Here is a 21,619-nt window from a genome sequence, read left to right on the forward strand (position 1 = left end):
AAGCAGTTTATTTTTTTTAGGATTATGACTGAGTTATCTATTGACATATCCCTTCGCTATTAGGGGAACAAACGGGGATGTTAAGGTTGATATTCGCTGAACGGTTGTTGGCAGATTTGGCATGAAAGGTGTAAGTCCCCCCGCCCGTAGGGAATCCGAAATTGGTCGCAAAGTGGGGGTATCCTAGATAATCGGTGTAATTCAAAGATATGGCTTGTGTAGTCCCGTCGGTTAAATCAAACGATAGAGAGATGACATCTTTGTCTTTTGCGGCTATTTCGACCCAATGTGTTCCGGTACGACTAATATCAAATTGAGGAGTCCATTCAACGTTGGTAATGGTCATGTTTGCATCGGCGATTTGAGTTGAATCCGCTGTAGAAACGGCACGAACACTACAGGTTTTTTCAGTTGCGGGTGCGGTATAAAGCCCATTAGCGGTTATCGAACCGCAATTGGGCGTGGTGATCGACCAGATGAGTGATTTGTTGCTCGTTCCGGTGATGAGTGCTCTGAGTTGCATGGTGGATGAGGTTTTTAGCCACGAATTTCCTTGCATAATGGAGATACCGACTTTACGTTGGAAGTTAGGCTCGATAAACCCTTTTCGTAGTGCTTGAAAGAGAAAATTGGGTTGAGAATGGGATCTCACGTGCCCTTGATTGATCGTCCAGATGATAATCCCACCGTATTTGTTATTTCGTGTAAAATCCCCTTTGGCTATGAGAGATTCTTCATCTTCAAAAGATACATAACGACATCCGTGACGTTCAGATTGGCTCAAAGAGAGATAGGAAGCTTTTGCATCGTTATCCCAAAATCGTGAGGTTTCATCATACGCACCGTTAGTTCCAAAAAGCTCGGAAAGGGGGTACTCATGATCACCTCCTACGATGCTAACACCGTTTTCGGTGCTTTGGTTAGGGGCAGTTATACCGCCGTTATAGCAAATGGTGTAGAAACCTACCCCCATCCCTAGTTTTTCTTTGGGGACACCTGCTTTAACATAACGATCCAATGAGTCATCGATACTGACAGGAGTGGTGGGTTTTACACCTGAAAGGGGTGAGTTATGCCATGAATACCATCCAGAACCGCTCCAAGAGGTGGTTGGGTAGTAGGACATAAGGTTGAACTGATCGATGTATTGAATCACTTCGACAAGTTTGGGATCGACAGTATCGTAATTGATATTTAGAGGTCCTCCGGGGAGGGTAAGGATGGCATTTGGGGCAGCTTGTCGGAGCTCTTTGGCAAAGAGGATAAAGAGATCCATATCGATATTGTCTTCCCAGTCTAAATCTAAACCATCATAACCGTACGTATTCATGGCACTAATCAGATTGGAAATAAATTGAGTACGATGATTGGTTAGAGCATCGCGAATTTGAACACCGTTACCGGCTCCTCCCAACATTAAAATCGCTTTTTTCCCTGCTGTGTGAGCACGAACAGCAATATCTTTTGCAAGGGCAGGTCCGTTTGTCGGATCATAATCGAAGTTGGTGTTAAGTGTACCGTCTGAATTGGCAAGGACGCGAGCTACAACAATATGGGTTAAACCGCTCCAGTCGATCTCTTCAGGAGGTAACATATCACGCTCATACATGACGTAGTAGCCGGTTACCCATGTTCCTGATGCAGTGTTAGAGATATTGGTCTCTGATTGTTGCTGTGTTGATGGGTTATCTCCATTGGAACAACCGTTTGAGCCTAGCATAATTAGCAAACTTATTATGAATAGAAAAATAATCTCTTTCATCCATCTACCTTATAGTTATAAGTAATTATAGATATTTTATATTGATATATTTTATTGTTAATTAGCTTAAGTTAATAGTAAAATTCATTTAAGACAATGGAGATTTTGCGAGTGGATTGTGACAAAAAATTTCAAAACAGTGCTCTCCATCGGTGTAACTGTAAGAGAGGGTAAAATTATGGGCATCAATAATCGATTTGACAATATAGAGCCCCAAACCAAAACTGTGCGGATTTTGATGATGGTGAAAAAACGGCTCGCTTAATGTTTCGAGAGTACACTCAGCAGGCCACGGTTCCCCTTTATTATAGAAATAGAGTGATTCATTTTTTTGGATAATTCGAACTTTACCATCATTGCTGTATTTGATACCGTTATCGATCAAATTCTTAAATACGGTTACGAAAACATCACAATCGACATAAAAGAGCGTACCATCATAAGAACTCTCAATACTCTCTTTGGTAAGGAATAAGAAGCTAATTGCTTTTTCACTTAATTGTTCGGGTTCGCACCATTCCAAATGGGGGACGAGCGCTCCTGAAGTAATCTGCTCAACACGAACCAGTTCGGCTATGAGATTCTCCATACGAAAAAATGCCCGTTCTAAAATAGATTTTTCTTCCCCTTTTTTGAGAAAAGGGAGGGAAAGTTTCCCTACAGTAATAGGTGTTTTCAGTTCATGCATGATATTTCGTAAAAAGAGTCTACGAGCCTCTAAAAGAGTTTGATTCTTATGCATTGCATTATCAAGTGCTTGAGCTACTAGAGCTATTTCATCTTTTTGAGTACTCTTTATGGGGATATAGGTTCCCTCATTAGCATAGTTATGAATCGAATGGATTAGTCTCTTTAGAGGAAATAGGGTTTTAATAATAAGCCAATATAGGAGTAAAAGGGCAACTATTAGGGAGATAAAAATCATTTCTGGCCAAAGTGAGCGTTGAGCAGCATCGGTTTTGATGACAAGTAGAGGAGGGGTTGCTTTGGTGAGATAGACATAGAGGTGATTTTCATCTTTTAGTATTTGTATTTTTCCCTCTTTAATGGAATCTTGTATCTCCGGTGGATAGCTTTTAGGGGGTGAGTTAAAAACTGTATGCAGTGTTTTTATCAGATCAGGATGGGGCTGGACACTGCTGTAGCCATGTTCTTGTAAAAAATTGTGGCGCTGTGCTGAAGGGAGAAAGATACTTTGTCGTAATATCAAGAGCAGTTCACCTGCTTCTATCTCAAGTTTATGGGTATGTTCTTGATGAATCTTTTGGTGGATTGAATAGAAGCCAATAATCATGGCAGTCAGCGTAACCATAAAAAAGAGGGTAATTCTTAGAAAAATACTATGTGCCATTAATTAGCCTGAGAAACGATAGCCGCTTCCACGAATAGAGTGGATGAAACGGGGGTTTTTAGGATCTTTTTCTATTTTTTGACGTAAACGTCGAATGATAACGTCAATGGTACGTTCAGAACTCTCTTCGGAGATAGAGTCCGATGCGCTAGCTAGAAAATTACGGCTAAGCGTTTGGTTATTGTGAAGGATAAAAAGAGTGAGAATTTCGTATTCAGCACGTGTGAGAGAGAGACTAGAGCCGTTAAAAGTAATATTATGTTTTTCTTTATCGAGTGTGAATTGGAGATTTTGTCTCTCTACACTTGGTTTATAGCGACGTAAAACACTTTTAATACGGGCAATGAGTTCACGCGGCTCATACGGTTTTGAGAGATAATCATCAGCACCGTATTTTAGACCGATCACTTTATCATTGGTATCACTGCGGGCGCTGGATATGATGATGGGTATATCGGTTTTGAGTCGAATCTCTTTGCACAACTCTAATCCATCCATTTGGGGGAGGGTTAAATCGACAATAATAAGATTAAAGTGTTCATTATCTAAGAGTTCCAACCCCTCAGATGGGGTTGAAACACCGTGAAGTGCTATCCCGTAGTTTTTGAGATAGTTGACGAGCAGTGTCGTAATATCCGGATCATCTTCGACCATGAGGGCTTGAAGCATTATTCTCTCTTTTAGTGGGGATTAGATAATTTTTAAAAAAAGATGTACATCTTAAGTATGACGTAGTGATGTTAATAATAGGCAAACAAAATATAATTAATATAATGAAAGTTTGATTTTTTACACTTCTAATACTATTTTTTTATCTTCACCTTCACGTCGTAGAGTGATGAGTTTTACATATTTTTGAGGAGATATTGCATATTTTTGAGAGTTTTTTGGATCGATAAAATGGATACGTGTATGACCATTATAACTTGTATGGTGGGTTATAGTCGCATGTAAATCAGCATCGAGTAGTTTTTCAAGTTCATGCCCTTTTGTACGCATTTCCTCTTCATATGCGTGTATATCCTGTTGCTCTTTATGGAGATCAGATAGGGCAGATTTAAATTGTTGTACCCGAACAATATCTGCTTTTAGCGGTTGTTCATTTCTTTCGTTAGCGGCTTTTATTTTTAATTGGGTTTGTTTAATCCGATTCATCTGCCCCTTGAGAGAGAGCTCTTTGGCTAATAACTCTTTCCCTTTTTGTTGGAGGTAGTGAGCAGAGGCGTGTAACTCATTTTCTAAGAGGGTGATCTGCTCCTGATACGATGCGATAGCTCTGGGGTCTATGATGAGGTTGTTTCCCTCTCCAAGAATCGTATGAATTTCAATCGATTTAAGGGCAGTGATACGCGCATTGGAATAGAGAGTATCGATTATTACATTTTCCGCAATAATTTCTCCCCCCATCATCTTGGTAACATGGACAGTTACTGCTTCCACTTTGCCAGCTTCTAGAATCTCTATAGTGGCATTTTTAGCCTTCAAATCGCCACGATGGAGATGAATAGTTGCATTTTCTTGAACTTCAATGAGTGATTTTTTATGAGTTTGCGCACCTATAGTGACATCACACGCTTGGATTTTGGTATTGCTTCCGACAGTACCGTTAACATCAAGGGTTTGAACATCAATGTTCACCCCTGACCCGACGGCATCTTTTGAATTATCTTTATGATCTATTTTAACATGTATCTCTTTATCCGCACCCGCTTCGATGGAACCTGTCTCTTTAAAGCCAGCTTTTTTGAGTCTCAGTTCATGCCCTATGGCAAAAATACCGTTTGTTCGCTCGACAAAACCGGATTGGGTTGCGTAAAATTTGATAGAGTAGGAATCTTCATGGGCGCGTAAACTATTATGATCTATATTCAAAGCTGTTGCATAGCGAATCTTCGGCTCGTCAACACCGATGTATTCACCACTGCAACTTCTTCCTGAACGTCCCGGTGCTGCATAAATATATTCAAAGATTAAATCATCTACTTTTGCCCCTTCGATTAAGACATTACTATTTTTTTTGTAGTGGAGGATGATGGCATCATCGGTTGGCTGTAATGGGGGGAAATAGTCCGTAATAGCCATCCTGTAGGGGGCTTGAAGAGGACCTTCTTTTTGAATTTTGAGAAGTAATTGATTGATCTGGGTATCAAAATCGTTGTCGGTAATACCGATGTGCAATCCTGCCTGGAGTTTTTTGCGGTGAAGTTCTTGCTTGATGTACTCTTGTATCCCTTTTTTAAGAGGTATTTTAGAGGAGGGGTCGATGATAGCTATTGCTTTTGAACGGTATTTGTCCATTGCTAAAGTGAGTCGAAGATCAAAAACAGGGTGAGGTTGAGGGGAATGGAGGATAAACTCGTATTCTTGACGTACTTCAAATGGAGAAGATCGAATCTCTACTTCGGTAGTAACCGCTTCAAGTCGTGTATTATTTTCGAGCAAGCGCCACTCTTCATCCACAGTTCCACGATAATAGGTGCGATAGGTAAGGAGATCAAAATCGATTTTATCACTCTCGACCCCTGATGTGAGAGATCCCTGCTTTAGTGCCTCTTGGAGAGAAGAGGCGACGATTTTCATAGCTTGCACAGAGTTTTATCCTTATCTTTTAAGGCTCTATGATGGATACAGCCTTACGTGGATGAAAATTGAAATGTTGCTCTAAGTTCGAATTATCCAATAAAATAGGGACAACTACCAAAGAGGCGACAACTGCTGCTATTGTACCAAAAATAAGTGAAACTCCAAGCCCTCCGAAAACCGCGTCACTCGCAAGCAATGTTGAAGCGAGTATAATCGCAGCAGCGGTGAGAAAAATCGGTTTCGCACGGGTTGCCGCTGCGTAGGCTATCGCCTCTTTTTTCTCCATCCCTTTATCCACCATCAGTGATTTGGTAAAATCGATGAGGAGGAGAGAATTACGCGAGCTAATTCCGATGAGGGCGATAAATCCGATCAATGACGTTGCCGTTAAGAAAAAAGTATCTGCGGTAAACACATCCATGATGAAATGACCGACAATAACCCCGACGATAGAGAGAAAACTACCCAACAGTACGATACCGCTTAGAACAAAGCTTTTGTAATAAACAACCATCAACAAGAAAATGAGGATTAGCGCAGCGATAAATGCCCCTCCGAGATCGACGAATGTATCCAACGTGACCTTCATCTCACCATCCCATTTAAGATCATAGATATTTTTGCTCTTTTTATCAACAAGTTGAAGATTGAACAAACCGGTTTTGGTAATCTCGTACTCATCACTGAAGGTATCGAGAATCATATTACGTGCATCCATCAGAGGATAAACCTGAGAGACCATATCGGTTTCAGCGAGGACATTACTCATTTGGTGAAGGTTTTTACTCACGATCATCGGATTCGATTTTACCGCAACGATATCCACCACCTCAGTGAGGGGAACCATCATCCCCATACCGTTGAGCAGTTTCAGACTGGAGAGTTTCATTTGAATTGCTCCCAAATCTTTAGAACTAAATTTTTTCCCTGCGGAGTCAAGAACCAAAAAGATAGGGATTTGTTCGGAAACTTTGCTTGAGTTTTTAACCGCGATATCCATCCCCTCGTACGCGAGATAAAGAATATCGTTGACATGTTTAATATTTAAACCTGCACGAGCAATCTTATCGCTGTTAACGCGTACTTCAAATTTATCATAAATCTCATCTTGCATGATATCGATATCAACAAGACCATTTGTTTTTTGGAATACCCCTTTGATACGTTCACTTAAATGACGAATACCGGAAGCATCGCTACCGTATACTTCCGCTACGATAGCCGCCATTGTCGGAGGACCGGCAGGTGGCTCGACAAATTTGATACTGGTTTGCGGGTAGAGGATTTCACACTGTTTTTGAATCACAGGACGGAGACGTTGCACCATCATGTAAGATGGCTCGCTTCGATCATGTTTTTTGGTGAGGTTGAGAACCACTTCGGCAACATTTTCAGAATTTTTAAAATGGCTCCCTTTGATGAGACCTGCAAAATCGAGTGGTGAACCCGAACCTAAAAATACTTCCATATCGAGAGCTTCAGGCTCTTTCTGAAGAATTTTCGTGACGCATTCACTAACGTGTGTGGTTTGCTCGATAGAACTTCCGGTAGGGAGATCGATATAGACCGAGTAGGTATCATTATTTTTGCCGGGAAGCATTTTTGCCATGACTAGTTTTGTCGGAATCATGGCAACCGAGAGGATGAACCCTACTAAAGTTAACCATAAAAAGAGCCTTTTTTTTGCGGGAGAAGCAAGGACACTGAAGAGATAATTTTCAAACTTTTGATACATTAGTGCGCCTTTCCATGGTGGTCATCGGTATGAGGTTCAGGTTTTTTAAGAAGTCGTATTGCGAGATACGGCGTAAAAATGTAGGCAACAAAAAGTGATGCTACAAGAGAAACGGGGACATTGGCAGGAATCGGTTTCATAAACTGTCCCATCATTTGTCCAACAAACGCCATTGGAACCATGGTGAGAATGATCGCGAGAGTAGCAATATTGGTCGGTGCACCAATCTCATCGGTTGCCTCTACCATTAGTTGGTCAGCGTCTTTTGTATGGGCATCGGGTGCATGAAAATGGCGATGAATATTTTCGATAACAATAATCGCAGCATCAACCAGTAATCCTAGACTCAGTAGAAAAGCAAAGAGGGTGATTCGATTAATCGTTTGTCCAGTGAGATAGGCGATAAAGAGGGTAATCGCCAAAATAGCCGGAACGGTAAAGGTGACGATAAGCGATTCTCTCCACCCGAGAACGAAGATGAGCAAAATAGCGATAATAACGATTGAGAGGAGGAGGTGAAATACGAGTTCATTAACCGCTTCGTTTGCCCGTTCACCGTCATTTCGGGTGATGACGTAGTTGATCCCCTGAGATTTCATTTGCTCTTTGTATTTTTCAAGTTCCGTTTTAACCGCTTCAGCGATGATAACTGAGTTTGTCCCTTGGAGTTTAGAGACGGTGAGGGTGACTTGATCTTTGAGGGGAGCAAAAGTTCCTTTCTCATTTTTCACACTCACCAATGCGGATTTAAAGTTTTGGATATCTTGACCATCGGTTACTGTAGCGACATCACGCAGATAGATTGCCGAACCGCCGTATTGGGCGATGATGATATTTCCGACATCTTCGACACTCTCGATAGCGTTGCGCACACCAATCATAACGATTTCATTAGACTCTGTTTTCCCTTTGATTTCAGGGACATTATAGGAGAGAGCTTGAACCGCTTGAACGATTTGTCCGAGGGAGAGATTATAACCGCTGAGACGGTTGATATCAACTTGGACATTAAACTGATGTTTTTTTGCCCCCTTAATATCGGTTACGGCGACGTTAGGCAAACCGTTGATGTGGTGTTGAATCTCTTTGACACGATCATAAAGTTGTGTTGGATCCATTTTCGGATTGTTGGAATAAAACGCAACGGAGACGATAGGGATATCGACATCGATATCGAGGGGTTTAATAATCGGTTGCATCGCCCCTTTTGGGAGGATAGAGATGTTTTGCATGATTTTGTCATAAATCTTGAGGTTAGAGTCCTCTTTTGCTTCACCGATAAAAAAGGCGGCATTGATAACGGCGACATTATCCATTGCCATACCGTGGAGATTTTCAATCCCCTTAACCTCTTTGAGTTTACGCTCTAACGGTTTGACGATAACATTTTCTATCTCTTTGGCGGTAGCTCCCGGCATTGCGATGATGACGGTTGAACCACTGACCACCATTTGGGGATTCTCTTCACGTGGCATCATGATGAGTGCAATATAGCCGATTACAAGGAGAAATATCCCTAAAATAGGGGTGAGTGGATTACGTAAAAACCCCTTGGCTAGTTTTCCGGCAGAATCTTTAGGATGATACGGTGCAGTGTGAAAAGACATCCTAACCCCTTAGTTGAGCTCAACTGTAGCGTACATTCCTGGGTAGACGGTTTGTTTGGCGCTAAAGGAGACTTTGACTTTGAACGTATGGGTCATCGGGTTGGAACTTGGGATGACGGAGCTGACCGTTCCGATTCCTACATAGCCCATTGAGGGGATAGTGATTTTTACTTTTTTACCGACAGGAGCGAGTTTGAGATTACTTTCCGCCACTTCCACTTCGATTTTTAGGGTGCTTAAATCTGAGAGGACAATCGCGGGCATCCCCGGCATTGCCATCTCACCCACTTTGATATTTTTAGAGATAACGACTCCGCTATTAGGGGCAACAATCCGTAAATATTGGTATTGGTTGGTCACTTCGCTTTGGCGTGCTTTGGCTTGGCTCACTTGACGTTCAGAAATTTTAATGGTGTTTTTGAGGTTTTTTTCAGCCAATTCCAGATTTTCGACTTCATATCGACTTACCATGTCTTGTGCGAGCAAACGTCGGTTACGTTCGAGATTGACTTTGACGTTTTCATATTGGTTTTGGTACATTTGCAGGGATAATTCCGCTTGAGCAATCCCCATATCGACTTGTGTTTTAGCCGAATCGATTTCGCGTGAATCGATGGTGTAGAGAAGATCGCCTTTACGTACTTGGGAACCTTCAGAGACATTAACACTGGTAACAAATCCCATGTTACGACTGGTAATCATTTTTTGATTATCGGAAATTATAACACCTGAGAGGCTTAGACCGGCTGCACTGAGGGCAGAACTGAGTGTGAGTAGTGATAAAAGTAGTTTCATTGTTTAGCTCCGTTGCTAAGTTTTTCTAACGCGAAAATGCGCTCATTTCGTTTGTTTTTAATCATTTGCAGATTAATAATTTTTTCTATTTGCTCCGATTGTTTGATAATGAGATCACTCATAGAAGCGAGATGTTCACGATAACGTCCCTCATAGTTTTGGTAAATTTGGGTTGAGAACTCCAACTCTTTTTCCAAAGAGGTTATTTGGATATCGAGAGTATCGATTTCGGTACGGGTTTTATCGTATTGGAGGGCAATCCCTTTTTTGGCTAGCTCTACTTCCGTTGCGGTTTTAAGATGATCGATTCGAGCTTTTTCAAGTGCGTAATGATCTACCCCTCCGTTAAAAAGATTCCAGCTTAAGCGTGCTCCGACAGTATACGCGGCATGATCTTTGAAATTTCCTAAAAAGGTATTATCAGCACTGGAAGCTTCGGCAAATGCTCCGAGTGTCGGAAGAAGCGGTGCATAGGCAACATCGACCATGGATGAGCGTACTTCTAACCCGTGTGCCGCTTTTTTGAGATCGTTATTGTTGGCGATAACGTCGGCTTCGGTGACAGTTGAGGTGGCACGATCATTGGTCGGGACTGTAATCTCACTCACATTTTGATTAAGTAAAAAACTGATGTAATGGTAGAGGAGTTTTTTATTCCCCTCCATCTCAGCGATCATCCGATCAACATTCGATTTTTTCGCCTCTACTTCGAGGAGATCCACTTTTTTGGCATACCCCTCTTTGAGCATCTCTTCGGTCGTTGTCTCTAAAGTAGCAATGTTTTTTTGGATAACTTTGAGTTTTTGGATTGAGTGTTCGAGCAGTGCCATATCGTAATAGCTTTTACGGGTTTCATAGATTTTCTCTGCGGTTACATTGGCTGTATCGAGTTGTTTGATTTTCTCCATTTCAGTAGCAATCTTGGAATAACTACTTAACTTCCCACCCGTATAGAGGGGAACCATATAAGTGAGTTTGCTTTGGAAATAGTTTTGGTAACCGGGGTAATTGAGGTTGTTCGGAGGAGTGACATAGTCTGGTGATCCAGCCATAAAATTGTTCATGAACTCTTGTGCTCCGAAGTCACCGAAATTGGCTTCGCGTGAACTGAGTTTAAATCCAAATACGTTGCCGGCATCATTGGATCGGACAACATTTTCGGTAAAATCGAGCGAACCGAAATTATATCCTTGGGCAAGAGAGACATCATTAGAAGCATTTTTTGCCTCTAATGACGAAGCTTTAATCTCCAAATTTTGTTCTTTGAGAAGCGTTATAGCCTCATCCAGCGAGAGGGAAGAACCACTAAGATTGAGAGCACCGAGGAGGAGTGTAAGAGCAAGACTTTGCGTGGGAGATGCCATTCGTAAAGACCATCCTTGTGATATATTTATGATACTTATATTTTAAATAAGGGCGATTATACAATTTATAAGTTTAAAAAATACAAAAAGGTTATCTAGGCAGTAAGACAATACCATAAAAGTGTGTCAGTTTGAAATTCAAAGGGAATTCGGGTAAAATTCACCCAAATAAAGTTTTTCATTAAAAAGGTTTCCTGATGGCAACAATCGGTATGGGTGATATTAAAAAGGGTGTACGTCTTGAGATTGACGGTAATCCGTTTAAAGTGGTAGAGTTTCAACACGTTAAACCGGGTAAAGGTGCGGCGTTCGTCCGTTGTAAAGTAAAAAGTTTTAAAAACGGTAAAGTTATCGAAAAAACTGTTCATGCGGGTGATAAATTCGAAGTACCGAATATGGCACACAAAACCATGCAATTTTTGTATGACGATGGCGAAATGCTTCAGTTTATGGACAACGAGAGCTATGAGCAATTAGGTCTTACCTACGATCAATGTGAAGATGCGATGAAATGGATCAAAGACGGTACTAACGTACAAATGATTTTTCATAACAACGAAGCAATCAGCGTAGATGCTCCTGAAATTATGGAACTTAAAATCGTTGAAACACCGCCAAACTTCAAAGGTGATACTTCAAGTGCTTCTAAAAAACCGGCTACTCTTGAAACCGGCGCAGTGGTACAAGTCCCTTACCACGTCCTCGAAGGTGATATGATCAAAGTAAACACTGTTGATGGTGAATACTTGGAAAAAGTGAAATAATTCACACTCATTCCCCCGTTCGCCCTGAGCTAGTCGAAGGGCAACATCTCCTGTTTTTCTTTCAAAATGACATATTTTTCATTGCTTTTGGTTTTTTGCGTATAATTAATCATATTTAATTGTCACAAGTTGAAAAAGTTGCAAAAGTAAGTAGGAATGCTTATTTAATCTCACTTTGTCATTCCCTCGAAGGCGGGAATCCAGCTAGACTCCCGCCTTCGAGGGAGTGACGGAATATGAAATTATATTTGCCTCATTACTTATCAAACCATTTTCGTGATCTCACGAAAATGGTATAAAAGAAACTTCAATGAACGAAGTTCCTGCTTGTCCCCAGATAGAAATGATGACACCTAACTTATTCTTAGTGTCAACAACAGTGTCACCGTAAATGCACTGATAGAGACAAGGTAATAGATAGAAACAAAACGAAAAAGTTGGATGTTCCCTAAAAAGAAAACCAATCCCATCTTGGCGATGCTGTTAGAAAGTACCGCGATGAGGATAGCGTAATGGGCGATAGAGGGGGATAAACCATTTTTCGCGAGTGATGATAGCGACAAGATAATGGCATCAACATCCGCTACTCCGGAAACTGCGGCAACAGCATAAACTCCAGAACCTCCGAGGTAACGATTGGCTAGTGCTATAAGAGCGAGAGTCGCGCCAAATAATAACCCCATAAGAAGTGCTTCTTTGAGATCAAACGGATTTTTTAGTTCTATGTTTTGGGGGATATTTTCTCGTTTGGAGGTGAGGTAAAGGTAGCCGATGTATCCGTATCCAAAAACCGATCCCATAATTATCGGGAGTATAAGGGGGTGTATGAGATCGGGGTTGATGACCCATATTTCAATACCGATACGGATTAACATCAAAGAGGAGGCGAGGGAGATACCGATGGCAAAATTTTTGGTTAAAAATCCATTTTCGTGAACCCGTCGCGCCATACTCATCGCAACGGCAGTGGAGGATACCAGTCCGCCGAAGAGTCCTGCTACGCCGATACCGTGAGTGGAGCCCAAAAGGCGGATGGTAATGTAGCCGAAAAACGAGATTCCTGCTACGAGTACCACCATCAACCAAATTCGATAAAGGTTAAATAATCCCATAGGATCAATGGCTTTATCCGGTAAGATGGGGAGGATGACAAAGGTCATGACGAGAAATAAAATTGCCGCACCTAAATCTTGTTTTGTAATCGTTTGTTGGTACACTTGAATCGTCTCTTTTAGATTGAGAATCGACAAGACGACAATAGCGATAAAGACGGGAAAGATAGGGGGGACAATGTTGAGCATTGCGCCAATGATAAAGGTGACGAGGGCGGCAAATTCGGTAGTAGAACCTTTTTCTGAGACGGAAATACTGTTGACAATATAAGCGGCGATGAGCAAGAGTCCCAAGAGCAGTGACGCAATCAAAAAGAAATAGGGATAAAAGGGTGTTAGCCACGAGGATAAAAATCCAAAAAGGGCAATCATTGAGAAGGTTCGAGCCCCTCCAAAATCTTGGTTTTTATGGGAATAAATCGTGTGCATTTCCCGCTGTAGACCTATAAGAAAGCCTAGTACTAAAGATAGTGCGCTGTTTTGAATAAATAACGGATCCATAAATCCTCCTCACCGCTTGGCTCGTGTACGGGTATTATTATAGCACTTGATTTAGAATATACGATTGCGGATTGAACGACCGCTTTTATCGAAGGGAAATCGATAAAACCAAAGTATTTTAAGGTTTCAATAACGCATTATGTATTACGCTATTAGTAACCCCATTATGAGCGAGAGTGCACTATGAGCAATGCGATTGCCTTACCATCTAACCGTCTTATCCGTTTTGAATCGTTTGAAAAATATTTCGGTGATCGGATATTTAAAAATTTTCTCCTTTTTAGTTACATTGGTCTTTTTTTGGCTCTTGTTTATATCCCATTTGACTATAAAATGTATGGTGCGACAAATGAATTTTTATATGTTCTTGGAGGGAGGCTTACGGCGGTATTTTTTGCGATTATGGTCATTATCGCTGTAGCCCATCCGTATTTTGAGAATCGTCGTATCGAAGCGATTACAACATTTGGAACGATGGGCTTTAGTTCTGTTGCACTAACTTATCTGTTGTTTGGAAACCCTGTCCATTTTGTTGGTTATTCATGGATGTTTTATCTCACTGCGACGATGATGCTCGCCCCTTTGGTTACTAAAAAACTCTATTTTATAATGGAAAGTTTTCAGATTTTATTTGTCCTATTGGTTATGGGATGGATCGGCAAAGGTGATGATGAGATAGTTACGTATCTCTTTTTTTCGATCCCTCTTGCAGGCTATGTTTTTGCTGTTGTCATTCTTAACCGTAAAAACGGGGTTGAGGCATACAAAAACGCTTATGAAAATCACATTCTTATGTCGCTGGATGGGCTTTCTAATCTTTTGAATCGTCGAACATGGTATGAAGTCTCCAGTCGGCACTGGGACGATGATAAGGGGGTATCGTTTATTATGCTTGATATTGACCATTTTAAACGTGTGAATGATACCTATGGACATGAGTGTGGTGATCGTGTTATCGAGACGGTGTCGGGAGTATTGCTTGATCAGACCAGAGAACAAGATCTCGTAGGGCGACTAGGAGGGGAAGAATTTGGGGTGATACTACCGCAAACCGATCTGAACGAAGCGACAAGGATTGCGGAGAGGATACGCCAAAAAATTGAAGAAACACCAATCACGTATAATGATGAAATAATTCGGGTTACAGCCAGTATTGGCATTATCGAAAACAGTGAACACATTAATGACTTTAATACACTAGTGAGTCTTGGAGATAAACATCTTTACAGTGCAAAAGAGCAGGGACGTAATCGAATTTGTTATTAGTTGAGTGTACAATAGCGCAATAAAATTACTAAAAATTATAGGAAATAAGGATTTTTTATGCCACGTGTTCTAGTGCCGATAGCGACAGGTTTTGAAGAGATTGAGGCGGTAAGTATTATCGATGTATTGCGTCGTGCGGGTATCGATGTGATTATGGGGGCTTTGGATGAGACGTTAGCGGTTCAAGGTGCTCACGGTATCACGATGCTTTGTGATGGTTTGGTAGGTGAGATTGGGGTAGATGAGATTGATATGATAGTTCTCCCCGGCGGATGGGGAGCTACTAAAACTCTTGCACATGATGTGAATGTTCAAAATCTCCTGAAAGCGATGGATAATATGGGGAAAAATATCGGTGCGATATGCGCTGCTCCCTATGCTCTTGAGGCTGCCGGAGTTCTCAAAGAGGGGTACACCTGCTATCCGAGTATCGAAAATAAAATCACTACTGGGGGATTTAGAGGGGATGAAAACGCGGTTGTCGAAAGCGGTAATATTATCACTTCACGCGGGCCGGGAAGTGCAATTTGTTTTGCACTCACTCTCGTTAAGCGATTAACCGATAGAGCAACGTATGAAGCATTAAAAACAGACTTGTTGGCGGAGTGTTGTGATCGTTAAATCTACACTATGGTAGTTGTGGTGATTAAAACTCGCTATAATACGGCTATTAAAACGGAAAAATCCGTTAAGCCGCTCACTATATGCACTCTCTTTTCCCGCACAGTTTGTCTGCTTAAACCAAAGGAACCTTATCAATGTTATTTAGCGATTTAAACCTCTCAGCTCCGATTTTAAAAGCGGTACACGAAGAGGGATATACCACCCCGACCCCTGTTCAGGCACAAGCCATCCCTTATATCTTGGAGGGGCGTGATATGCTCGCCGGTGCTCAAACGGGTACCGGAAAAACGGCTGGATTTACCCTGCCGATGTTGGAGATACTCTCCCGTAAAGTCCATAACCCAAAAGCACCCCGCAATGTGCGCGTGTTGATTTTGACCCCAACCCGTGAACTTGCGGCGCAAGTGGGTGAGAGTGTAAAAACGTACGGGAAACACCTGAAATTTAAAAGTTCGATTATCTTCGGTGGTGTCGGTATGCAACCGCAAGTTGCCGCATTGCGTCAAGGGGTGGATATCGTTATCGCTACTCCGGGACGTTTACTCGATCATATGTCTCAGGGGACGGTTGATTTGCGTCATGTTGAGATGCTGATTCTCGATGAAGCGGATCGTATGCTCGATATGGGATTTATCAAAGATATCCGCCGTGTAATCTCGATATTGCCACAAAAACGACAAAACCTCCTCTTTTCTGCAACCTATAGCGATGAGATTAAAACATTATGCGAATCGATTTTGCGTAATCCTGCCGTCGTCGAAGTAGCGCGTCGCAATACGTCGAGTGAACTGGTAACGCAACGGGTCATTTTGGTCGATTGTGCCCGTAAAAGTGCTCTGTTCGGTCATTTGGTCAAAGAGAACAAATGGGAGCAAGTATTGGTCTTTACACGTACCAAACATCAAGCCAATAAGCTCTCCGATTATCTCCAAAAAATCGGTGTCTCTGCTGCCGCAATCCATGGAAATAAAAGCCAAGCTGCCCGTACCAAAGCGTTGTCGGATTTCAAATCAGGGGCGGTTAAAATCCTCGTGGCGACCGATATTGCAGCTCGTGGACTCGATATCGATCAGCTCCCTCATGTCGTTAATCTCGAACTCCCTAATATCCCTGAAGATTATGTCCACCGAATAGGGCGTACCGGGCGTGCGGGTAATGAGGGGGAAGCAATTTCTCTCGTGTGTGTCGATGAATATGATTATCTCAAAGGGATTGAGAAATTAATCAACCGTAAACTGGATCGTGATATTATTGCAGGGTTTGAGCCTGATCCATCTATCCCTGCTATGCCGATTCTTCAAGGACGTGGCGGCGGTGGAAATAGCCGTGGAAACAGCCCTCGTCCTAGTGGTGGAGGAGGATCATCAAAGCCTCAAGGACAAAAACGTGAGGGGTCAACAAAGCGAAATGAATCCCACTCTCGTGAGGGGAAAAACAACAATCAGCGACGAGAAGATCGAGGTCGCAATAGATAAATAGTAGGGAGTGTAATGGTTGAATCTGTTTTAAAAAAATTGGGACAAACCGATAATTGTGTTTTGGATGATGTATTTGTCCAAGCGGTAAGTGAAGTGCTCACTTCGCTAGAACTGACGATACGAAGCGACTCTCGTTATGAACAATTTGCGATTATAGAACGACTCGTTACCCCTGATCGAATTATTCAGTTTAAAGTGCAATGGCTTGATGATCATAACAATGTTCATGTCAATAATGGCTATCGTGTGCAGTTTAATAACTCTCTTGGACCCTATAAAGGGGGATTGCGTTTTCACCCCAGCGTAACAGTAGATGTACTCAAATTTTTAGCGTTTGAACAGATTTTCAAAAATTCACTCACAGGTCTTCCTATCGGTGGAGCTAAGGGGGGATCTGATTTTGATCCCAAAGGGAAGAGCGATTTTGAGATTATGAAATTTTGTCACGCATTTATGCGTGAACTTCACCCCTATATTGGTGCTCGTATCGATGTCCCTGCGGGGGATATTGGGGTAGGTAGCCGTGAAATCGGTTATCTCTTTGGTGAGTATAAACATATCACCCGTAACTATGACGGTGTTCTTAGCGGCAAACCTTATGCATTTGGCGGTTCGCTCATGCGTCCTCAAGCGACGGGATACGGTGTTGTCTATTTCGCCCGTGAGATGCTAAAAGAGGAGCTTCAAGAGTCATTAGAAGAGAAAGTCTGTACCGTAAGCGGTGCGGGAAATGTTGCCATCCATACGATAGAGAAGCTTCAGCAATTAGGGGCGATTGTGGTGACGTGCAGTGACAGTGATGGAACGATTTATGACCCAAAAGGGATTGATTTAGCACTTTTGCGTCATCTTAAAGATGAGGGGAGACGCCTCTCGTTAGTAGAGTATATTAATACCCATCCTCATGCACTCTATACTCCCAAAACAGAGTATCCCGATGGTGGACATACGGTTTGGCATATCCCCTGTTTTGCCGCTTTCCCGTGTGCAACCCAAAACGAGTTAACCCTTATCGATGCTCAAAAATTGGTTGAAAACGGATGCGTTGCGGTGGTAGAGGGGGCAAATATGCCGACACTCCCCGATGCAATAGAGCTGTTTTTGCGCGAAGGGGTCCTTTTTTCACCGGGAAAAGCCTCCAATGCCGGAGGGGTTGCGGTAAGTGAGTTTGAGATGAGCCAAAATGCTTCGATGGAGAAATGGGAGTTTGAAAAAGTAGATCGTAAACTCGATGAGCTGATGCGTCAAATCTACAAACGTGTTTCACTTACGGCAAAAGAGTACGGTGTTGAGCGAAACTTTGTCGATGGGGCAAATATCGCCGCATTTAAACGCCTCTCAGAGGCGATGATTTTGGAAGGAGTATAGGTGTGTTAACGATGAGTTAACATTTCTTTACCTTCAACGCACTACAATTGCATTATATTTTTCACATAGGTACCCCATGAACAAACTACACTCACTTTTGAGCTCCATGAAAACGATGGCAGCTCTTATGCTAATCTTTGCTGTATCGATCGGATACGCTACCTTTATAGAAAACGATTATGGTACGATGAGTGCCAAAGCCGATATCTACAATGCCCGTTGGTTTGAGATATTGATGGCTCTTTTGGCGATTAATCTTGTATTAAACATCGTCAAATTTAATATGGCACGTAAAGGAAAATGGCTTGTATTTTTATTTCACGTTGCTTTTTTAGTTATTTTAGTCGGTGCCGCGGTAACTCGCTACATGGGATATGAGGGGGTCATGCACATTCGCGAGGGTGAAAGCAGTGATTTTATTATGAGCGCTGAGCCGTATGTGAGCTTTGAGGTTGAAAAAGGGGGAAAAACGGCAACATTTAAAGAACCTCTTTTCCTCTCAAAACGCTCATCTAACCATTTTAATCGAACATTAGCATTTGAGAATGAAAAAATCGATGTCAAGCTGGATAACTATATGGGGGATGCCAGTTTTGAACCAGTAGCTGATCCCAAAGGTTCTCCGATATTAAAAATGATGATTACCACAAGTGGCGGTGGAGAACCGGTGATTCTCAAAGAGGGGGATTCATTTGAGGCAAATGATGTGGTTATCGATTTTGGTTCACACAAAAAATTTGATAAACCGGTGGTTTCACTCAGTGTTGTAGAGGGCAAAGTGGTGATGAACCATACCATCGATTTTAACACGTTGAGTATGGATACTCAGCAAACGGGTGTAGCGCACGCTGGGTCAACCGAGCTCGCGACCAGAACACTTTTCCAAACCTCACAAAGTGGATTCGTATTGCGTGAATTTGTCCCTAAAGGGGTGATGAAGCTGGTCTCTGCCCCTACCAAAGGGGCAAAAGGGCCTATGATGAAGATGGCGGGCGGAAAAGATGCCCTTACCCTTAATCTCTCAAATGGTGAACAAAAAGAGTCTGTTACCGTTATGGGTAGTACAGGAGAAGCGGGAGAAGCAAAAGCTGTCCGTTTGGGCGATACACTTATTAAAGTATCCTACGGCTCTATCGAGCGAAAGTTACCGTTTAGCATTTCTTTGAATGATTTTCAATTAGAGCGTTATCCGGGTTCTATGTCACCGGCATCGTATGCAAGTAAAGTGACTCTTATCGATCAAAGTGCAGGAGTTAATATGCCGTTTCGTATCTATATGAACCATATTTTAGATTACAAAGGATTCCGTTTTTTCCAATCCTCTTATGACCAAGATGAGATGGGAACGGTGTTATCGGTTAACAATGATCCGGGGACGATTATCACCTACATCGGTTATATCCTTTTATCCATCGGTATGTTCGGGGTGTTGATTGTTAAAAACGGTCGTTTTAACGGCTTGAGTGAAAAACTCAAAAAACTTGATGCTCAAAAAGCAGTTGCATCATTAGCACTTGCCGTATTGATGGTAAGCGGAGTAAATCTACATGCTGCCGATGATGAGAACCCTGTCATCAAAATGGCAAAAAGTTTTGATGCAGCTCATGCAGAGAAATTCGGTCATTTGGTAATCCAAGATACCAGTGGGCGGATGAAGCCGATGGATACCCTCTCTAATGAGATTGTAGCAAAGCTGAGTCGTAGTAATGAAATATTAGGACTTACACCTAATCAGGTAATTTTAGGGATGATGCTTCGTCCTGATGCATGGCGTGAGATTGCGATGATCCGTACCGGCGACAAAGAGGTTAATAAACTTCTTGGACTTTCACCAGAGACCAAAACAGCGGCTTTTTCACAGTTTTTCCAAGCACCCGATGAGATGACTGGATATAAGCTTGCTCAGTTGGTTGATGAAGCGACTCGAAAAGCTCCGGGAAAACGGGATAAATTTGATAAAACACTGTTACAAGTAGATGAACGTGTCAATGTAGCCTATATGGTTTATACAGGTACATTAATGCGTATGTGGCCACGCCCGAATGATGTGAATCATAAATGGGATGCAACGATTGAAGCGTTACAAACACTTCCTCCAAAAGAGTCAGAAATGGTTCGTATGATGGCAGTGAGCTATTTTGGTTCCGTAGATGCAGCGCTTAAAAGTGGAAATTGGAGTGAAGCGGATAAAGCGCTCGGTTTGATTGAAAAATATCAGCGTTTTGCAGGAGCAAGTGTCTATCCAAGCGAAAGTAAACTGAATATTGAGATTTTTTACAATAAAACTAATATTTTTGAGCAATTATGGCCGCTCTATTTTCTGATAGGGTTTATCTTGCTTGTATTGTCGTTTGTCAAAATTTTAAAACCTGATTTTAAATTAGCATTTTACAGCAATGCGACATTAGGACTTTTGATCCTCTTTTTTATTGCGCATACCGCAGGTTTGGCAATGCGTTGGTACATCTCAGGACACGCACCGTGGTCAAATGGTTATGAGTCGATGATCTACATCGGATGGGCGACTGTATTGGCTGGTTTTATCTTCTCTCGTAAATCGGCGATTACCCTCGCCGCGACGGGGATTATGACGGGGCTTATCCTTTTTGTTGCTCATCTTAATTGGATGGATCCGCAAGTGACCAATCTCGTTCCGGTTCTTCAATCGTACTGGCTTAGTATCCACGTCTCGATGATTACGGCGAGTTACGGCTTCTTGGGACTTGGTGCATTGCTTGGGATGATTACACTCATCCTCTTTATTATGAAAAACAGTGCTAATGAAGGGCGTTTAAACCTCGCGATCAAAGAGCTTAATGCGATCAATGAGATGAGTCTCCTTATCGGTTTGGTTCTTCTCACTGTCGGGAATTTCTTGGGCGGTGTTTGGGCAAATGAGAGTTGGGGACGTTACTGGGGATGGGATCCAAAAGAGACATGGGCTTTGGTAACGATCCTCGTCTATGCCGTCGTAGTTCATTTGCGGATGATCAAAGGGGCATACAGCGATTACATCTTTAGTGTCGTATCGCTTTTAGCATTTACGGCAGTTCTTATGACCTATTTCGGAGTAAACTATTATCTCGCAGGTATGCACTCGTATGCGAAAGGTGATCCTGTACCTGTACCTGATTTTGTACCGTGGAGTTACGCTGTCGTCGCTATTGTCATCGCGATGGCATATCCGAAACGCTCTACCAATTAATGCAGTAACTGATGTTAAGCACTTTATATCTTAAGTATATCTTCTAGGTTGTATTTGAGTTTCGTCATTCCCGCGAAGGCGGGAATCCAGCTAGACTCCCGCCT

The 21,619-nt window shown here is 42.1% G+C and carries 15 protein-coding genes; 6 read left to right on the forward strand and 9 right to left on the reverse strand.

Features of this window, described 5'->3' with window-relative positions; translation table 11 throughout:
- Positions 1 to 37: 37 nt before the first annotated feature.
- The 8 genes from PHC76_RS03935 to PHC76_RS03970 all read right to left on the reverse strand — a co-directional run bounded on the left by PHC76_RS03935 (position 38) and on the right by PHC76_RS03970 (position 11,197).
- Complete coding sequence (locus tag PHC76_RS03935) at positions 38 to 1,762, reverse strand: glycoside hydrolase family 18 protein (protein ID WP_299971232.1); 1,725 nt, start codon at positions 1,760 to 1,762, stop codon at positions 38 to 40.
- Between the two features lie 88 nt (positions 1,763 to 1,850).
- Positions 1,851 to 3,113, reverse strand: coding sequence for an ArsS family sensor histidine kinase (locus PHC76_RS03940; RefSeq protein WP_299971230.1), 1,263 nt, complete (start codon positions 3,111 to 3,113; stop codon positions 1,851 to 1,853).
- A 3-nt stretch (positions 3,114 to 3,116) separates the two neighbouring features.
- A complete protein-coding gene (locus tag PHC76_RS03945; RefSeq protein WP_299971227.1) occupies positions 3,117 to 3,782 on the reverse strand; it encodes a response regulator transcription factor in 666 nt (221 codons plus the stop codon).
- A gap of 120 nt (positions 3,783 to 3,902) precedes the next feature.
- Positions 3,903 to 5,702 carry a hypothetical protein gene (locus tag PHC76_RS03950; protein WP_299971224.1) on the reverse strand — a complete coding sequence of 600 codons (1,800 nt, stop codon included), beginning with the start codon at positions 5,700 to 5,702 and terminating at the stop codon, positions 3,903 to 3,905.
- Positions 5,703 to 5,721: 19 nt separating this feature from the next.
- Positions 5,722 to 7,431: an efflux RND transporter permease subunit gene (locus tag PHC76_RS03955; RefSeq protein WP_299971221.1), complete on the reverse strand. Its 1,710-nt coding sequence runs from the start codon at positions 7,429 to 7,431 to the stop codon at positions 5,722 to 5,724.
- Positions 7,431 to 9,038 carry an efflux RND transporter permease subunit gene (locus PHC76_RS03960; RefSeq protein ID WP_299971218.1) on the reverse strand — a complete coding sequence of 536 codons (1,608 nt, stop codon included), beginning with the start codon at positions 9,036 to 9,038 and terminating at the stop codon, positions 7,431 to 7,433. Before PHC76_RS03960 ends, PHC76_RS03955 begins: the two co-directional genes overlap by 1 nt.
- 9 nt (positions 9,039 to 9,047) lie before the next feature.
- Entirely contained in the window at positions 9,048 to 9,833 is a 786-nt protein-coding gene (locus PHC76_RS03965; protein WP_299971216.1) for an efflux RND transporter periplasmic adaptor subunit, read from the reverse strand.
- Complete coding sequence (locus tag PHC76_RS03970; protein WP_299971214.1) at positions 9,830 to 11,197, reverse strand: TolC family protein; 1,368 nt, start codon at positions 11,195 to 11,197, stop codon at positions 9,830 to 9,832. The genes PHC76_RS03965 and PHC76_RS03970 overlap by 4 nt, the downstream gene beginning before the upstream one ends.
- A 197-nt stretch (positions 11,198 to 11,394) precedes the next feature.
- On the opposite strand from PHC76_RS03970, the gene efp reads away from it, so the two are divergent.
- The gene (efp, locus tag PHC76_RS03975; protein WP_299971211.1) at positions 11,395 to 11,961 is read left to right on the forward strand and encodes an elongation factor P; all 567 of its coding nucleotides are present in this window, start codon (positions 11,395 to 11,397) and stop codon (positions 11,959 to 11,961) included.
- A gap of 353 nt (positions 11,962 to 12,314) precedes the next feature.
- Here the strand turns inward: efp and PHC76_RS03980 are convergent, their stop codons facing one another.
- Positions 12,315 to 13,574, reverse strand: a complete 1,260-nt coding sequence (locus PHC76_RS03980; protein WP_299971208.1) for an MgtC/SapB family protein — start codon at positions 13,572 to 13,574, stop codon at positions 12,315 to 12,317.
- 183 nt (positions 13,575 to 13,757) lie between these two features.
- Between PHC76_RS03980 and PHC76_RS03985 the strand changes: the two genes are divergently transcribed.
- From PHC76_RS03985 to ccsA, 5 genes are all read left to right on the forward strand, one after another.
- A complete protein-coding gene (locus PHC76_RS03985; protein ID WP_299971205.1) occupies positions 13,758 to 14,840 on the forward strand; it encodes a GGDEF domain-containing protein in 1,083 nt (360 codons plus the stop codon).
- Positions 14,841 to 14,897: 57 nt separating this feature from the next.
- Complete coding sequence (locus PHC76_RS03990) at positions 14,898 to 15,461, forward strand: DJ-1 family glyoxalase III (protein ID WP_299971202.1); 564 nt, start codon at positions 14,898 to 14,900, stop codon at positions 15,459 to 15,461.
- Positions 15,462 to 15,598: 137 nt separating this feature from the next.
- On the forward strand, positions 15,599 to 16,939 hold the full coding sequence (locus tag PHC76_RS03995) for a DEAD/DEAH box helicase (protein WP_299971199.1): 1,341 nt from the start codon (positions 15,599 to 15,601) through the stop codon (positions 16,937 to 16,939).
- A 15-nt stretch (positions 16,940 to 16,954) separates the two neighbouring features.
- On the forward strand, positions 16,955 to 18,310 hold the full coding sequence (gene gdhA / locus PHC76_RS04000; RefSeq protein WP_299971196.1) for an NADP-specific glutamate dehydrogenase: 1,356 nt from the start codon (positions 16,955 to 16,957) through the stop codon (positions 18,308 to 18,310).
- 76 nt (positions 18,311 to 18,386) lie between these two features.
- On the forward strand, positions 18,387 to 21,515 hold the full coding sequence (gene ccsA, locus PHC76_RS04005; protein ID WP_299971193.1) for a cytochrome c biogenesis protein CcsA: 3,129 nt from the start codon (positions 18,387 to 18,389) through the stop codon (positions 21,513 to 21,515).
- Positions 21,516 to 21,619 lie beyond the last annotated feature (104 nt).

It is taken from the genome of Sulfuricurvum sp., assembly GCF_028710345.1.
GTDB lineage: Bacteria > Campylobacterota > Campylobacteria > Campylobacterales > Sulfurimonadaceae > Sulfuricurvum.

Coding starts and splice junctions, on each gene's coding strand:
- PHC76_RS03935 (WP_299971232.1), bottom strand. CDS start 1,762: ATGAAAGAGATTATTTTTCTATTCATAATAAGTTTGCTAATTATGCTA.
- PHC76_RS03940 (WP_299971230.1), bottom strand. CDS start 3,113: ATGGCACATAGTATTTTTCTAAGAATTACCCTCTTTTTTATGGTTACG.
- PHC76_RS03945 (WP_299971227.1), bottom strand. CDS start 3,782: ATGCTTCAAGCCCTCATGGTCGAAGATGATCCGGATATTACGACACTG.
- PHC76_RS03955 (WP_299971221.1), bottom strand. CDS start 7,431: ATGTATCAAAAGTTTGAAAATTATCTCTTCAGTGTCCTTGCTTCTCCC.
- PHC76_RS03960 (WP_299971218.1), bottom strand. CDS start 9,038: ATGTCTTTTCACACTGCACCGTATCATCCTAAAGATTCTGCCGGAAAA.
- PHC76_RS03965 (WP_299971216.1), bottom strand. CDS start 9,833: ATGAAACTACTTTTATCACTACTCACACTCAGTTCTGCCCTCAGTGCA.
- PHC76_RS03970 (WP_299971214.1), bottom strand. CDS start 11,197: ATGGCATCTCCCACGCAAAGTCTTGCTCTTACACTCCTCCTCGGTGCT.
- efp (WP_299971211.1), top strand. CDS start 11,395: ATGGCAACAATCGGTATGGGTGATATTAAAAAGGGTGTACGTCTTGAG.
- PHC76_RS03980 (WP_299971208.1), bottom strand. CDS start 13,574: ATGGATCCGTTATTTATTCAAAACAGCGCACTATCTTTAGTACTAGGC.
- PHC76_RS03985 (WP_299971205.1), top strand. CDS start 13,758: ATGAGCAATGCGATTGCCTTACCATCTAACCGTCTTATCCGTTTTGAA.
- PHC76_RS03990 (WP_299971202.1), top strand. CDS start 14,898: ATGCCACGTGTTCTAGTGCCGATAGCGACAGGTTTTGAAGAGATTGAG.
- PHC76_RS03995 (WP_299971199.1), top strand. CDS start 15,599: ATGTTATTTAGCGATTTAAACCTCTCAGCTCCGATTTTAAAAGCGGTA.
- gdhA (WP_299971196.1), top strand. CDS start 16,955: ATGGTTGAATCTGTTTTAAAAAAATTGGGACAAACCGATAATTGTGTT.
- ccsA (WP_299971193.1), top strand. CDS start 18,387: ATGAACAAACTACACTCACTTTTGAGCTCCATGAAAACGATGGCAGCT.